Genomic DNA, 15789 nt, shown 5'->3' on the forward strand with positions numbered 1-15789 from the left:
AAGTGAAAAGGAGCGACATAATAATGTTCAAAATCAATGACAATTATCTGAAATTGCCGGGAAGCTATCTGTTTTCCACCATTGCAAAAAAAGTTGCAGCTTACACCGAGGCAAATCCGGACGCGAAAATCATCCGTCTTGGAATCGGCGACGTAACCCAGCCGATCGCACCGGCGATCATTGAAAAGCTGCACGGAGCAGTGGATGAGATGGGACACGCAGAGACCTTCCACGGATATGCACCAGATCTTGGATATGCTTTCCTTCGCGATACCATCGCAAAAAATGATTATCGGGACAGAGGATGCGATATCTCATCTGATGAAATTTTTGTATCGGACGGCGCAAAATGCGACTGCAGCAACATTCAGGAGATCTTCAGCCTGGACAACAAGATCGCTGTATGCGACCCGGTTTATCCGGTTTATGTAGACTCCAACGTAATGGCAGGCCGTGCCGGTGACTACGACGCAGCAACCGAGCGTTTCACGAATGTGATTTACATGCCGTGTACTGCAGAAAACAACTTCACCCCGGATCTCCCGAAAGAAACCCCGGATCTGATTTATCTGTGCTTCCCGAACAACCCGACCGGCGCTATGGTTTCCAAAGCCGAGCTGCAGAAATGGGTTGATTATGCAAATAAAGTAGGAGCCATCATCCTGTATGATGCTGCATACGAGGCATATATCTCAGAAAAAGACATTCCGCATTCCATCTATGAGTGCGAGGGTGCAAGAACATGTGCCATCGAAATGCGCAGCTTCTCCAAGAACGCAGGCTTTACCGGTATGCGTCTTGGATTCACCGTTATCCCGAAAGACATCAAATCCGGCGATGTGACTCTGCACAGCCTGTGGGCACGCCGTCACGGAACGAAATACAACGGAGCTCCGTACATCATCCAGAGAGCCGGCGAGGCTGTTTACTCTCCGGAAGGAAAAGCACAGTTAAAAGAGCAGGTTGCTTACTACATGAAGAACGCAAAAGTCATCTACGACGGATTAAAGGGCGCAGGCTACACCGTATCCGGCGGCGTCAACGCTCCGTATATCTGGCTGAAAACACCGGGAAATATGACTTCCTGGGAGTTCTTTGATCACCTGCTTGCAGACGCAAACGTAGTCGGAACACCAGGATCAGGCTTCGGCCCGAGCGGAGAAGGCTACTTCCGTCTGACTGCATTCGGTACGTATGAGAATACAGTAGAGGCAGTGGAGAGAATCAAAAAACTGTAAATTGTGTGCGAAATACCAATAAAACGGAATTTCTGCGCAATTTTATAAACACGCGAAAAAATAATTTTGTATAGATAAAATTCACGAAAAAATGCATTAGAATTTATATAAAATCCGTAAAAATTAGGTGTTTACAAATGCAAAACTGCTGTGCTATAATGCACAGTATGAAAAAGGCAGTGAAGGAAACTCCGTATGCGGAATCTGACAGGAAGCCGATGTCACCGACTGAGAGCATCAGCATGGAGGAAACATACAATGGGGAACATTCCGGAGCCGGTCTGCTGAACATGAGATCCGAACAGGAAATCAAGTAGGCAGATCCGTGATACGCGTTAAGTATAAATGAGTGGGCGTTTTCCCCCGGAAAACCGGAGAGAAAAACGCAATGCGGGTGGTACCGCGGGAACATAAAATATCCCGTCCCGGAACAGTAGTTAAAAAACTGTTCCGGGACTTTTTTATTTGAAAAAGCAATCCGGGACAGGCGAGAAAGAGAGGAGAACAAGACATGGAATTTATGACAGGCGTAAAGAAAAAAGAAGACATCTCCGTAAAAACTCTGCTGGAGACACCGGAAGGCACAGAAGTAAAACTCGAAGGAGCCGTACACATCATCCGTGACATGGGCGAGGTTGCCTTTGTCATCTTAAGAAAGAGCGAGGGACTCGTTCAGTGTGTGTACGAAGAAGGAAGTGTTGACTTCCCGCTGAAAGATCTGAAAGAGGAATCGGCAGTTGCCGTAACCGGAACGGTCAAAAAAGAGGACCGCGCACCGGGCGGCGTCGAAGTCAGGCTGCAGACCATCACCGTTCTTTCCGAGCCGACTGAGCCAATGCCGCTCGCAGTCAACAAATGGAAAATGAACACCTCCCTTGAAGCAATGCTGAACATGCGGCCGATCGCTCTTCGAAACGTCAGAGAGCGTGCAAAATTCCGCATCCAGGAAGGCGTGGTACGGGCGTTCCGTGATTTCCTTCATTCCCAGGGATTCACCGAAATTCATACACCGAAGATCGGCGCGAAAGGCGCTGAAGGCGGCGCAAACATCTTCAAGCTGGAATATTTCCACCGCCCGGCTGTCCTGGCACAGAGCCCGCAGTTCTACAAACAGATGCTTGTCGGCGTGTTTGACCGTGTCTTTGAAGTCGGACCGGTTTTCCGTGCAGAGAAACACAACACGAAACGTCATCTGAACGAATATACCAGCCTTGACTTTGAGATGGGCTACATCGAGGATTACACCGACATCATGGCAATGGAAACCGGATTTTTACAGTACATGGTGGAGCTTCTTAAAAAGGATTACGCAAAAGAGCTGGAGATCCTGAAAGTTATGCTTCCAAAGACAGAAGAAATCCCAACTGTACCGTTCACGAAAGCGAAAGAGCTGGTAGCCGAGAAATACAACCGAAAGATCCGCAACCCGTTCGACCTTGAGCCAGAGGAGGAGCTTCTGATCGGCCAGTATTTCAAAGAGGAGTACGATGCAGACTTCGTATTCGTCACCGAATATCCGTCGAAAAAGAGACCGTTCTATGCGATGGACGACCCAGAGGATAAGAGATACACAAAGAGCTTCGACCTGCTGTTCCACGGTCTGGAGATTACAACCGGAGGCCAGCGTATCCACGATTACAAGATGCTCTCTGAAAAGATCGCAGCCCGCGGCATGACAGAAGAGGGCATGGAGCAGTATTTAAGTGCTTTCAAACACGGTATGCCGCCGCACGGAGGTCTTGGCATCGGTCTGGAGCGTCTGACCATGAAGCTGATCGGTGAGGACAACGTCCGCGAGACAACGCTGTTCCCGCGTGATCTTACAAGACTGGAGCCGTAAGCGGATCCTGCTGGAAAATAAAAAAGGAGAATGAGTGAAATGGCAAATGTGATTTCAGATGAAACGATGGAATATGTCGGCATCTTGGCAAAGCTGGAATTAAAGGATGAGGAAAAAGAATCCGCACGGCAGGATATGCAGAAAATGCTGGATTATGTAGATAAATTAAACGAGCTCGACACCAGCAAGGTCGAGCCGATGACCCACATTTTCGAGATGGGAAATGTATTCCGCGAGGATGAAGTAACCAATGGCGACGACCGCGATGCAATGCTTGCCAATGCACCGGAAGTCAAAGAGGGCCAGTACAAGGTTCCGAAAACGGTAGAATAGCAGGAGGAGATTGATATGGAAATCAAAGATATGACAGCAGTACAGCTTTCTGCCGCAATCAAAGAAGGAAAGATCACTGTAGCGGACGCTGTAGAAGCGTCTCTTGCGGCAGTCAAAGCATCGGAAGAATCAATTCACGCATTCCTTCTTGTGGGTGAAGAGGGTGCAAGAGCACGCGCGGCAGAAGTGCAGAAGAAAATTGACGCAGGAGAGCTCACCGGTCCGCTGGCCGGCGTTCCGATTGCGGTCAAGGACAACATCTGTACGAAAGGTCTTGCGACGACGTGTGCGTCAAAGATCCTGCAGAACTTTGTTCCGACGTACGATGCAGAGGTTATCACACGGCTCGAAGAGGCGGGAGCCGTTATCATCGGAAAGACAAACATGGATGAGTTTGCGATGGGAAGTACGACAGAGACTTCCGCGTACGGCGTGACGAAAAATCCATGGAACACCGAACACGTTCCAGGCGGTTCCTCCGGCGGTTCCTGCGCAGCCGTTGCAGCAGGAGAAGTACCGATGGCACTTGGCTCCGATACCGGCGGATCGATCCGTCAGCCGAGTTCCTTCTGCGGCGTAACCGGCATGAAACCGACGTACGGCACCGTTTCCCGTTACGGACTGATCGCTTATGGTTCCTCCCTTGACCAGATCGGACCGGTCGCAAAGGATGTGACAGACTGTGCAGCACTGCTGCAGACGGTCGCTTCGTATGATGCAAAAGATGCGACATCGATGAAACGCGACGATTACGATTTCATGAGCGCTTTAAAAGAAGATGTCTCCGATCTGAAAATCGGTATTCCGAACAGCTGCTTCGGCGAAGGCCTGGATCCGCAGGTGAAGGAATCCATTTTAAAAGCTGCCGATGTCCTGAAGGCACGCGGAGCGGAAGTAGAGTATTTCGATCTCGACCTCATTGATTATGCCATTCCGGCTTACTACGTTATTGCATCCGCTGAGGCAAGCTCCAACCTGGAACGCTTCGACGGCGTGAAATACGGTTTCCGTGCCAAAGAGTACGAAGGACTCCACGATATGTATAAGAAGAGCCGTTCCGAGGGCTTCGGTCCGGAGGTGAAACGACGGATTATGCTGGGAAGCTTCGTCTTAAGCTCCGGTTACTATGATGCGTATTATCTGAAAGCACTGCGCACGAAAGCCCTGATTAAACAGGAATTTGACCGCGCATTTGAAAAATACGATATGATTTTAAGCCCGGCAGCACCATCGACCGCACCGCGTCTCGGGGAATCGCTTTCCGATCCGCTGCAGATGTATCTGGGCGATATTTACACCGTATCCGTCAACCTCGCCGGCCTTCCGGGCATCACCGTTCCGTGCGGTATGGATGATAAGGGGCTTCCGATCGGCATGCAGCTTATCGGAGACTGTTTCTCAGAGAAAAAACTGTTCCGTGCAGCGTACACCTATGAGCAGGCACGCGGTGCATTCGGGCAGCCGAAAGAATGGTAAGGAGGAAGCAAAACAATGTCAAAACAGTATGAAACCGTCATCGGACTTGAAGTACATGTGGAGCTTGCGACGCGAACAAAAATTTTCTGCGGCTGCTCTACCGCATTCGGCGGTGCGCCGAACACCCACACCTGCCCGGTCTGCACCGGTATGCCGGGATCCCTTCCGGTATTAAATAAGAAGGTTGTCGATTACGCCCTGCGCGTCGGACTGGCCGCAAACTGCAAAATCAACCAGCTCTGCAAATTCGACCGGAAGAACTATTTCTACCCGGACAACCCGCAGAACTATCAGATTTCCCAGCTGTATCTGCCGATCTGCCACGATGGATATGTCGAGATTGACACCGCAGCGGGAAAGAAGAAAATCGGCATTCATGAGATCCACATGGAGGAGGATGCCGGAAAGCTGATCCACGATGAGTGGGAGGATTGCTCGCTCGTCGACTACAACCGAAGCGGCGTTCCGCTGATCGAGATTGTATCCGAGCCGGATATGCGCTCTGCGGAAGAGGTTATCGCTTATCTGGAAAAACTGCGTATGATGATTCAGTATCTCGGCGCATCCGACTGCAAACTGCAGGAGGGCTCGATGCGTGCCGATGTCAACCTTTCGGTCCGTGAGGTTGGAAGTGAGAAATTCGGAACACGTACCGAGATGAAGAACCTGAACTCCTTTAAGGCCATCGGAAGAGCGATCGAGGGAGAGCGTGCAAGACAGATCGAGCTGATCGAGGAAGGAAAAGCCGTTGTCCAGGAGACCCGCCGCTGGGACGACAACAAAGAGTATTCCTACGCGATGCGTTCGAAAGAGGATGCGAAGGATTACCGCTACTTCCCGGACCCGGATCTGCCGCCGGTGCACATTTCCGACGAGTGGATCGACCGCATTGTGAAATCCATGCCGGAATTCCAGCCGGAAAAACAGGCACGCTACGTGGAGCAGTACGGACTGCCGCAGTACGATGCGGGCATTCTGACCGGTTCCAAGAAGCTGTCCGATCTCTTTGAGGAGACGACGGCGCTCTGCGGCAAACCGAAAAAAGTGGCAAACTGGCTGATGGGCGAGACCTTACGTCTCTTAAAGGAGAACGGCCAGGAGCCGGAGGATCTGCAGTTTTCACCAAAGCATCTGGCATCCCTGATCGAACTGGCAGAAGCCGGATCGGTCAATAACCAGGTGGCAAAAGAGGTATTTGAGCAGATCTTTGCAGAGGATGTCGATCCGGAAGCATACGTCGAGGAGCACGGACTGAAAACCGTAAACGACACCGGCCTTCTGGAAGAAACCACGAGAAAAGTTCTGGAAAACAACCCTGGCCCGGTAGAGCAGTACAAATCCGGAAAGACAAAAGTCCTTGGATTTCTGGTCGGCCAGGTCATGAAAGAAATGAAAGGCAAAGCCAACCCGGCAGCAGCAGGAGAGCTGCTGCAGAAGCTGCTGTCTGAATAAAGAAAACAAAATTGCACGAATGGAGGCCTGGAAATGGTCTCCATTTTTCTGCCCGAAAAATCAAAGAAAATGCATAATCTGCCTCCTTTTGGGAAATTCTTTATAAAGAAACCGGAAGAGATAAAAAGACGATACAAAATCCGGAAAAAGGAGGTTTCTTTACATGAAAGGACTGGATTACACCGCACTCACCGTTGCAATCATCGGAGCCGTCAACTGGGGCTTGATCGGATTCTTCCGCCTCGACCTCGTCGCCCTGATCTTCGGAAACATGACGTGGCTGAGCCGCATCATCTACGCGGTTGTCGGCATCTGCGGCCTCTACCTGATCTCCGTCTACGGAAGAATTTCCGACCACGTACTGGGACAGGCGTAAGAACAGGAACCCTCTCATATACGCAGAGAAAGGCGGTATGAGAGGGTTTTCTTTTGCTGTTTTAGGAAGGACAAAACAAATATTGCGGCCCTCTGTATGGTTTTGAGCAGGGATATGGATCAGAAAAAGAAAAAATACCGGATACTTCTGATGCAGCTTTCCTGTGCCGTTCTTCTGGCGAGTGATGCCGCAGCGTGGGCATTCCGCGGAAGTCCGGGGAGTCTGGAAAGAGGTATTGTGTATGTGAGTAACTATCTGGTTTGAATGTGATAGATCTTGCTGAATGGATTGCCCTTGCAGCAATTTTTATGAAGAATGGATGAAAAGCAATTATAGCAAACCTCTTAAATAATGCAGTCTCTTTACAAATGAAGCTAGAAAACTGGTATTGGAGGCCTGGGATAAAACTCATAATGCCAGGGAAATTGCAAAATATTTTTCAGTAAATGAAAGCACTGTATACCGCCTTATAGAAGAGCGTGCACGCACTGGCAGTTATGAGACCAGAACGCAGCTGAGAGGCCGGAAAACAATTCTTACAGAAAAACAGCACCGCGATATTCTGGAACTTGTACAAGAACAACCAGATATCACAATGAAGGAATTTGCGAGAAACATCAAAATGGAAGCAGAGTTTCCGAACTCGCAGAGGAATATGCTTTATCGGAAAAGAGCATTCAGCGGATCCTGCGCTGCACAGCAGCAGACGGAAAAAATACGGACTGAATACAAAAACGGAAAGACAGCCATGGAAGAACCCCCGGGCTGTCTTTTGTATTTCTGTTGCTTTTTTTCCGTTTTTCCTTGCATTTCGGAAAGATGCTGTTATAATAAGGGAAAGTGAATAAATATACATGAGGAGAGAAGGAGATTATTATGAAAATGAATTTTGCAAAAAAAGCAACAGCACTTGCAATGTCCGTTTTGTTTGCTGTTTCGATGGCAGGATGCGGAAGTTCTGCATCTACCGCAAAGAAAGTAGAAGTAACATCCGTAGAGGATCTGGCAGATCTGAAGATTGGTGTACAGACCGGAACAACAGGTGATTCTCAGGCGAGCGATGCCGTTAATGCAGATTCCCAGATGCAGCGTTACAACAAAGGCGCCGATGCTATTCAGGCACTGAAAAACGGAAAGATTGACTGTGTTGTCATCGATTCCCTGCCGGCAGAAAAATTCGTTGCAGCAAACGATGATCTGAAAATTGTAGAAGGCATTTTTGATACCGAAGAGTACGCGATGTGCTTCAAAAAAGGAAATGAGTTAAGAGACGAGTTCAACACTGCATTGGCAGAGCTGAAAGAGGACGGAACTCTTGATGAGATCATGAGCAACTACATTGGTGATGAAGTCGGACAGCATCCGTATGAATCCCCGGCAGACGCAGACCACTCCAAGGGAACGCTTACCATGGCAACCAACGCAGAGTTCGAGCCGTGGGAGTACAAAGAGGGAAATGATATCGTTGGTATCGATGCCGACATTTCCAAAGCAATCTGCGACAAGCTTGGTTATGAGCTGAAAATCGAGGATATGTCATTTGAAACCATCCTTGCATCTGTCAACAGTGGAAAAGCAGATTTCGGCGCAGCCGGAATGACCGTTACTCCGGAGCGTGAGGAGAGTGTTGATTTCACCGATACTTACGCAAATGCAACGCAGGTTGTTATTGTAAGAAAGTAATCTAATAAGAGGAAAAAGAGCGGCTGTCCGCCAGGCAAAATGGTGCAGCCGCTCTTTTTGCAGGAAATGAAACCACAAAGGAGAGATGTATTCTATGGAAAATTTACAGCATCAGTTTAACCGCTACTTTGTAGACAACGGTGCTACAGAGTGGTGGCTGACCGGTCTGAAGACGACGCTGCTTGTCACGGTAATTGCACTGTGCATCGGTGTTGTGCTCGGACTTCTCATCGCGCTGATCCGTTCGACACACGAGCAGACCGGTAAATTAAAACTTCTGAACATTGTGGCACGCGTCTATCTGACGATTATCCGCGGAACGCCGTCCATGATTCAGATTCTGTTTTTCTATTCCGTTATTTTTGCAACCGTAAACCTGAACAATATCGTGATCGGCGGAATTGCATTCGGTATTAACTCCGGTGCGTACGTTGCCGAGATCTTCCGTTCCGGAATCATGTCTGTGGATAAAGGACAGACTGAAGCGGGACGAAGCCTTGGTTTAAATTCGGCACAGACCATGCGTCTGATTATCATTCCGCAGGCGTTTAAAAATGTTCTTCCGGCGCTGATCAACGAGATGATCGTGCTGTTGAAAGAGACCGCCATCATCGGCTATATTGGAACCATCGATATTACAAAAGCAGCAACCCTGGTACAGAGCCGTACGTACGATGCGCTGGTTCCGCTTCTCTCCGCAGCGATCTTTTATCTGATTCTTGTTATGATTCTGACCTATTTCATGGGCAAACTGGAAAGGAGACTGCGTAAGAGTGACCACTAACGAAAAAGTATTAATTAAAGTTGAAAATCTGCAGAAGAGCTTCGAGGATAATAAAGTTTTAGACGGAATCAGCACAGAGATCCGTCAGGGAGAAGTTGTCGCCGTTATCGGTCCTTCCGGTTCCGGAAAATCGACGTTTCTGCGCTCCTTAAACCGTCTGGAAATTCCAACCGGCGGAAAAATTTACTTCGAGGGCGTTGACATCACGGCGCCGGAAACTGACATTGACCATGTGCGTCAGAAGATCGGAATGGTATTCCAGCAGTTCAATCTGTTTCCGCACAAAACCGTTAAGGAAAATATCTTGCTCGCTCCGGTGACATTAAAACTAATGACATCGGAAGAAGCAGAGAAAAAAGCGATGGAGCTTCTGACCCGTGTCGGACTGCCGGACAAAGCAGATGCCTATCCGGGAAGCCTTTCCGGCGGACAGAAGCAGCGAATCGCCATCGCGCGCGCCCTTGCGATGAATCCGGATGTCATGCTGTTTGACGAACCGACTTCTGCACTCGATCCGGAGATGGTAGGAGAGGTTCTGGAAATTATGAAAGAGCTTGCCGAATCGGGCATGACCATGGTCGTTGTTACACACGAGATGGGTTTTGCCAGAGAGGTGGCAACCCGCGTCGTCTTTATCAACGAGGGAAATATTCAGGAGGAGAATACGCCGCAGGAATTCTTCGCAAATCCGCAGCACCCGCGCTTGAGAGAATTTTTATCGAAAGTATTATAAGAAAAAGAAATGAGAAAAACCGATGTTCTGTGAAAATAACACGCACAGAACATCGGTTTTTTGATGTTATAGAAAGAACTTATTTGGAAATCGGGCGGGTAGCTTCTTTCAGCCACTCTTTTTCGTCCCCTTCCAGATAAGGAGAAATCTTCTCATACACTTCTTTGTGGTAATTATTCAGCAGCTCGACATCTTTCTCCGTCATATACTGCGTATCGATACCGTCGAGGTCGATCGGAACCATGGTAACGAACTCAAAGCGCATGAACTGGCCATACATGTTCTTTTCTGCTTTGCGGCAGAGCATCAGGTTCTCGGTACGGATACCGTGGCTTCCTTCAATATAGATACCTGGTTCGTCGGAGGTCAGCATACCTTCCTCGAGAACGGCATTTTCCATGCGCTCCGGAACCATTTTCCAGCGGAAACCGTTTGGACGCTCATGGACATTTAAGAGATAGCCGACGCCGTGGCCGGTTCCGTGATTGAAGTCAAGACCTCTCTCCCAGAATGCCTGTCTTGCGAGGTAATCGAGATTGATGCCGATGCATCCATGGAGAAATTTTGCGTTTCCAAGACGCAGGGTTCCCATCGCGGTGATGGTGAAATGCTCTTTTTCTTCCTCAGTCAGCGGTCCGACAACAATGGTTCTTGTGATATCGGTTGTTCCTTCATAATACTGTCCGCCGGAATCCACGAGGTACATGCCTTTTGGCTGTAGAACGGAGAAATCTTCTTTCGTTGCCTGATAATGGCACATAGCGGCATTCGGGCCGTAAGCGGAGATGGTTCCGAAACTCGGCTCAATGTAGCCTTCCTGCTCTTTTCGGAAGGATTCCAGTTTCTCTGCAACGGAAACTTCGTCCATCGGGATTTTGCCGATGTTTTTCTTTAACCAGTAAACGAAACGGGTTACAGCAACGCCGTCTTTGACGTGGGCTTTGCGGATATTTTCCATCTCAACTGGTGTTTTCAATGCCTTTAAGGAGGAAGCCGGGTTCATCACATTGACAATCGTGTTTTCGCCCATGACGCTCTGGCAGATTGTGTAGTTGACTTTGGCTTTCTCCAGAAGAATCGTTTTTCCTGTGATGCCGGCAGCGAAATCATAGACAGCATCGTATGGATGAATCGAAATACCAAGACCGGCAAGATACTGTTTTACTTCATCATTTAAAGTTGCTTCCTGAATAAACAGATGGCCTTCGGTTTCGGTCAGAATGAGGTAGGAGAGGACAACCGGATTGCACGGAATATCGTTTCCGCGGATGTTCAGCATCCAGGCGATATCGTCGAGTGCGGTCAGGATATGCACCTCGGCACCGTTCTCTTTCATCTTTTCGCGGACTTTTGCAAGACGGTCAGCAGCGGACTCGCCGGTATATTTGGAATCAAGAATCCATACCGGTTCTGCAGAAAGTGCTGGGCGGTCGGACCAGATTTCACCGATCAGGTCACTTCGATAGGAGAGAAAACGCTCCGGAAGTGTCTTTTCCAGTGTCTCACCGAGCATCTCATTGACAACGCGGCCGTCGAAGCCGATGGTCATGCCTTCTTTTGTATTTGCCTGCAGGTATTCCTCTACGGTCGGAACACCCTCCTGGCCCATTTTCATTAAAGTAACGCCGGTTCCGGCAAGCTCTTTGGCTGCCTGTACGAAGTAGCGGCCGTCGGTCCAGAGGCACGCTTCATCCTGGGTAATAACGGCGGTTCCGGCAGAACCGGTAAAGCCTGTGATATACGTTCTTGCTTTAAAGTAAGTTCCTACATATTCAGATTCATGGTAATCGGCGGTCGGAACCAGATAAGCGTCCACGCCGTAGGCTCTCATTTTTTCGCGGAGAGCAGCTAATCTTTCTGGTATCATAATTTTTTCCTCATCTTTCTTTTCGAAAAATACTGCCGGCATTTTTTTCAGGATGCCGACATTTTTATTCTATCACATTTTCCAGATCTGTCAAAGTGATGATTGAGAATTTGTCTCACTGTTTCCGAAATTTTCTAAAATCGTTTCGCATTTGGAGATTTTTCCTATTTTTCAAGAGCTTTTTTGTACCATTTTGGTTAAAAAAGCAGTAAGATAAAAATAAAGTGAAAAGCGTGGCGAAACTACGCGAAAAAGCAGAAACTATGAAGAAAGGGGGACATACTGTAATGCATACAATATGTCTGAAAGACAACTGGACATTAACTGTCCTCGGAAAAAATGTTTACGATATTCCGGAAACTCCAATTGAAACGAAGGTACCGTCTACCGTTTACGGCACCCTTTTGGAGAAAGGCCTGATCCCGGATCCATTTTATCGTGACAATGAGCTCGATGCACTGAAATTGATGGAGAACGATTTCGCATACGAGACAACGATCGTGATCAGTGAGGAAGACAGAAAAGCGGACCGTCTGTTTTTACACTTCGACGGAATTGATACCATCGCAGATGTTTATCTGAACGGAGAGAAAATCGGCTCCGCAGACAACATGAACCGTGTCTGGGAGTATGATATTACCGATCTTGTTGCAGGTGATGCAGCCGATACCGTATATCAGGTAAAAGTGGTTCTGCATTCCCCGACAAAATTCATCGCAGAAGAAGAAGCAAAATGCCCGGTTGGAGCAGCATCCGATGCAATGCCGGGATTCCCGCATATTCGTAAAGCAGCCTGCATGTACGGCTGGGACTGGGGTCCGCGTCTTCCAGATGCAGGACTGTTCCGTGAGGCTTCTGTTCTCGCAGTAAAAACTGCCCGTCTGGCACAGGTATTTGTAGGACAGGAGCATCATGTAACTGGAAAAAACGTTCATGGAAATGTGGTTGACTTCGTCCGCCTGACCGCAGATGCTGAAATCGAGTGGATGCCGGGTGTAACCGACGGTAAAGTAAAGATCGTAATGACCGTTACTTCCCCGGATGGAAAAACCGTTCTGACCGCAGAAAGCGGCACAATGGATCCGCTGACCAATTCTGCACCGGCAAAGAATCTGACCGGACTTACCTGTGATCTTCGCAGCAATCATGTACAGGCTTCCCTTACCGTAGAAAATCCGGAGCTGTGGTGGCCGAACGGCTATGGTGCACAGGCACTGTATCAGGTAAAGGTGGAGCTCGTTGCAGACGATATCCTGGATACCTGGGAGAAGAAGATGGGTCTTCGTACCATCACCGTAAATACTGACGTGATGGAAGATGAAGTCTTTGATGAGCATATGACCGGCCAGTCACCGGATTACGATGACGGCGACAACATGATCATGACCAACGGTGAGAAAAAAATCATCATTACCGATAAACCTGCAAAGACCGTAAAGGGCCGTAACTTTGCGTATGAAATCAACGGACTGCAGATCTTCGCGATGGGCGCTGACTACATTCCGGAGGACAATATCTTAACCCGTCAGACGAGAGAGCGTACCGATCTGCTGCTGAAATCCGCACAGGAGGCAAACTTTAACTCCTTGCGTGTATGGGGAGGCGGATACTTCCTCGATGACTTTTTCTATGATGTCTGCGATGAGAGAGGACTCCTCATCTGGCATGACTTTATGTTTGCCTGCGCATCCTACGAGCTGACAGATGACTTCGAAGAGAATATCTCCGCGGAGATCCGTCAGAATATGCGCAGACTCCGTTCCCATGCAAGTATTGCTCTATGGTGCGGAAACAACGAGATGGAAACCCAGTACGAAACGCTGGCATGGCAGAAATCTAAGAAACAGACGTATGATTACATCCATCTATATGAGTACATCATTCCGAAAATCGTCAAAGAAGAGGATCCGGAGAAATTCTACTGGCCGTCATCCCCGTCTTCAGGCGGAAATTACGAAAACAGCAATGCAGAGAACGTCGGCGATACCCATTACTGGGGTGTATGGCACGGAAGTGAGCCGTTCACCGCTTATCGTTCCCATCATTACCGTTTCCTGTCCGAGTTCGGATTCCAGTCCTTCCCGGCACTGCAGACTGTAAAACGGTTTACCGAAGACGGCGACCGCAACATCTTCTCCCGTGTCATGGAAATGCACCAGAGAAATACGGCTGCCAACGGAAAGATCCTGAACTACATTTCACAGACATACCTGTATCCGAAGAACTTCGACGAGCTTCTGTACTGCTCACAGCTTCTTCAGGCCGATGCGATCCGTTACGGCGTTGAGCATTTCCGCCGCTTCCGCGGTACCTGCATGGGTGCTGTTGTATGGCAGCTGAACGATATCTGGCCGGTAGCATCCTGGGCAAGCGTGGACTACTATGGAAACTGGAAAGCCCTGCAGTACGCAGAGAAGAAGATGTTTGCACCAGTCCTGCTTTCCTGCGAGGAGCACGGAGAGATCGATCAGAAACCGTTTGTCAACACACTGCCGCATCCGATTGATGTCAGTGCAGACCTTCATGTTGCCAATGAGACCGGTGAGCCGATCGTCGGAACCGTAAAATGGTCCCTGTGCCGTCCGGATTCTTCCGTAGTCAAAGAGGGGGCTTTCGAGGTGAATGCACCGGCTTACGGCGGACAGTGGATGCCGCATCTTGATTTCAACGATCAGGATCCGCTGGAAGTTCATCTGACCTATGAGCTGATTGTTGATGGAAACGTAGTATCTTCCGGATCGACGCTGTTCTGTGCACCGAAGCATTACCATTTTGCAGATCCGAAGCTTTCTGTATCAGTAGACGGCGATACCGTAACCGTAACGGCAGAGAACTTCGCAAAATCTGTCAGCGTAGAGACCGAAAACGGTGTGCTTCGCCTGGACGATAACTTCGTTGATATGGAAGCAGGAACAAAGACCTTCCGTATTCTGCCGACCGCAGACTTTACCGCCAAGGGAACCGGCGTATCGGGCGCATACCGCGTACGAAGCGTATACGAGACAGCAGAACGATAAGGCATGGAAAAAGGGCACGCAAAATGAATGCGTGCCCTTTTCTGCAAAATAACGTTATTTATTTTTTTCTGCCTGGATTTTTCTGGCCTGTTTCGGTGTGATTCCTTTTATTTTTTTATAACACCGGATGAAATAGCTGCAGTCCGGATAGCCGACTTCTCTGGCAATAAAAGAAACATCGTGACTGGAAAAAAGCAGCATGTTTTCTGCCGCATTGATTCTGGTTGCCGTAATATATTCTTTGCAGGTCATATTGTAGCGGCGGTAAAAATTCATGGAAAATGTGGAGTGCGACATGTTGCACATGGCGGCAAGTTTCTCTACGGTCAGTTCTTCAAAATAATGGGAATCAATGTATTCGGAAATCAGGTCAAAACTGATTTCGTAGGAAGGATGCACGCCGGGAGACGGAAAAGAAGTCCCGCTTTTCTGCCAGTTCCGTACAAAACGGCTGATGATTTTCCGAAGATCCGCTGTAAGAATCATGGAATAGCCAAGCTCTTTATCCCGGTATTCCTTAAGAATATCCGAAAAAAGAGGAAAAAGGTCCATTTTCTGTACCTGATCCGGAGAAAAAATACAGGGGCAGCGGAACGTGTGGATGCCGTGCAGAATCGAACGCAGATCCAGCTCATCCGTCTTGCAGGTGGGCAGAAGATTGGGGTCAAATTTAATCACATCATACTGCACCGGAACAGACCCCTTTGCAAGCGCGATGGAATGAACGCATTTGGGCGGAAAAAGGATCACAGATCCTTCCGTTCCGATGGATGTCACATTATCAAGGGAAACCTCAATTTCTCCTTTCAGAACGTAGAGAAGTTCTACATAATAGTGCCAGTGAGCAGGAATCGGAAGGGAGTCCCGCGTGCTGTCAAAAAGAAAAGCCTCATAAGGAGAGGCGATGGGGTCGATATATTCATATAAGTTATTCATAGATGTCTCACTTTTTTTTCGTAGTGGATGTTCCATACTGACTGTGGATGGAAA

Annotated in this window: 14 protein-coding genes; 12 read left to right on the top strand and 2 right to left on the bottom strand. The window is 48.6% G+C overall.

Features of this window, described 5'->3' with window-relative positions:
- The first annotated feature begins 23 nt into the window (after positions 1-23).
- The 11 genes from DXD02_RS09915 to DXD02_RS09960 all read left to right on the top strand — a co-directional run bounded on the left by DXD02_RS09915 (position 24) and on the right by DXD02_RS09960 (position 9915).
- Positions 24-1238: an LL-diaminopimelate aminotransferase gene (locus DXD02_RS09915; protein ID WP_055265995.1), complete on the top strand. Its 1215-nt coding sequence runs from the start codon at positions 24-26 to the stop codon at positions 1236-1238.
- 167 nt (positions 1239-1405) lie between these two features.
- Positions 1406-1555, top strand: coding sequence for a hypothetical protein (locus tag DXD02_RS15445; protein ID WP_158555021.1), 150 nt, complete (start codon positions 1406-1408; stop codon positions 1553-1555).
- A 194-nt stretch (positions 1556-1749) separates the two neighbouring features.
- The gene (gene aspS / locus DXD02_RS09920) at positions 1750-3078 is read left to right on the top strand and encodes an aspartate--tRNA(Asn) ligase (protein ID WP_022462351.1); all 1329 of its coding nucleotides are present in this window, start codon (positions 1750-1752) and stop codon (positions 3076-3078) included.
- Between the two features lie 39 nt (positions 3079-3117).
- A complete protein-coding gene (gatC, locus tag DXD02_RS09925; RefSeq protein ID WP_022462350.1) occupies positions 3118-3411 on the top strand; it encodes an Asp-tRNA(Asn)/Glu-tRNA(Gln) amidotransferase subunit GatC in 294 nt (97 codons plus the stop codon).
- 15 nt (positions 3412-3426) lie between these two features.
- Positions 3427-4887 (top strand): Asp-tRNA(Asn)/Glu-tRNA(Gln) amidotransferase subunit GatA, encoded by a 1461-nt coding sequence (gene gatA / locus DXD02_RS09930; protein WP_118666785.1) that lies wholly within the window; start codon positions 3427-3429, stop codon positions 4885-4887.
- 15 nt (positions 4888-4902) lie between these two features.
- Positions 4903-6339 carry an Asp-tRNA(Asn)/Glu-tRNA(Gln) amidotransferase subunit GatB gene (gene gatB, locus DXD02_RS09935; RefSeq protein WP_055228256.1) on the top strand — a complete coding sequence of 479 codons (1437 nt, stop codon included), beginning with the start codon at positions 4903-4905 and terminating at the stop codon, positions 6337-6339.
- 163 nt (positions 6340-6502) lie between these two features.
- A complete protein-coding gene (locus DXD02_RS09940) occupies positions 6503-6715 on the top strand; it encodes a DUF378 domain-containing protein (RefSeq protein ID WP_055228257.1) in 213 nt (70 codons plus the stop codon).
- A 114-nt stretch (positions 6716-6829) separates the two neighbouring features.
- Positions 6830-6979: a hypothetical protein gene (locus DXD02_RS15450; RefSeq protein WP_158565004.1), complete on the top strand. Its 150-nt coding sequence runs from the start codon at positions 6830-6832 to the stop codon at positions 6977-6979.
- A 618-nt stretch (positions 6980-7597) separates the two neighbouring features.
- Positions 7598-8398 carry a transporter substrate-binding domain-containing protein gene (locus DXD02_RS09950; RefSeq protein ID WP_306665737.1) on the top strand — a complete coding sequence of 267 codons (801 nt, stop codon included), beginning with the start codon at positions 7598-7600 and terminating at the stop codon, positions 8396-8398.
- Positions 8399-8492: 94 nt separating this feature from the next.
- Positions 8493-9182, top strand: a complete 690-nt coding sequence (locus tag DXD02_RS09955; protein ID WP_055217777.1) for an amino acid ABC transporter permease — start codon at positions 8493-8495, stop codon at positions 9180-9182.
- On the top strand, positions 9172-9915 hold the full coding sequence (locus tag DXD02_RS09960; protein ID WP_118666786.1) for an amino acid ABC transporter ATP-binding protein: 744 nt from the start codon (positions 9172-9174) through the stop codon (positions 9913-9915). The genes DXD02_RS09955 and DXD02_RS09960 overlap by 11 nt, the downstream gene beginning before the upstream one ends.
- A 79-nt stretch (positions 9916-9994) precedes the next feature.
- Here the strand turns inward: DXD02_RS09960 and DXD02_RS09965 are convergent, their stop codons facing one another.
- Positions 9995-11782 (bottom strand): aminopeptidase P family protein, encoded by a 1788-nt coding sequence (locus DXD02_RS09965; protein WP_118666804.1) that lies wholly within the window; start codon positions 11780-11782, stop codon positions 9995-9997.
- Between the two features lie 287 nt (positions 11783-12069).
- On the opposite strand from DXD02_RS09965, the gene DXD02_RS09970 reads away from it, so the two are divergent.
- Entirely contained in the window at positions 12070-14799 is a 2730-nt protein-coding gene (locus DXD02_RS09970; RefSeq protein WP_158580123.1) for a beta-mannosidase, read from the top strand.
- A 54-nt stretch (positions 14800-14853) separates the two neighbouring features.
- Here DXD02_RS09970 and DXD02_RS09975 read toward each other — a convergent pair whose 3' ends face one another.
- The gene (locus DXD02_RS09975; RefSeq protein WP_158580122.1) at positions 14854-15735 is read right to left on the bottom strand and encodes an AraC family transcriptional regulator; all 882 of its coding nucleotides are present in this window, start codon (positions 15733-15735) and stop codon (positions 14854-14856) included.
- Between the last annotated feature and the right edge of the window lie 54 nt (positions 15736-15789).

Origin of the sequence: Blautia sp. TF10-30 (assembly GCF_003481245.1) — a bacterium.
GTDB classification, from domain to species: domain Bacteria; phylum Bacillota; class Clostridia; order Lachnospirales; family Lachnospiraceae; genus Fusicatenibacter; species Fusicatenibacter saccharivorans.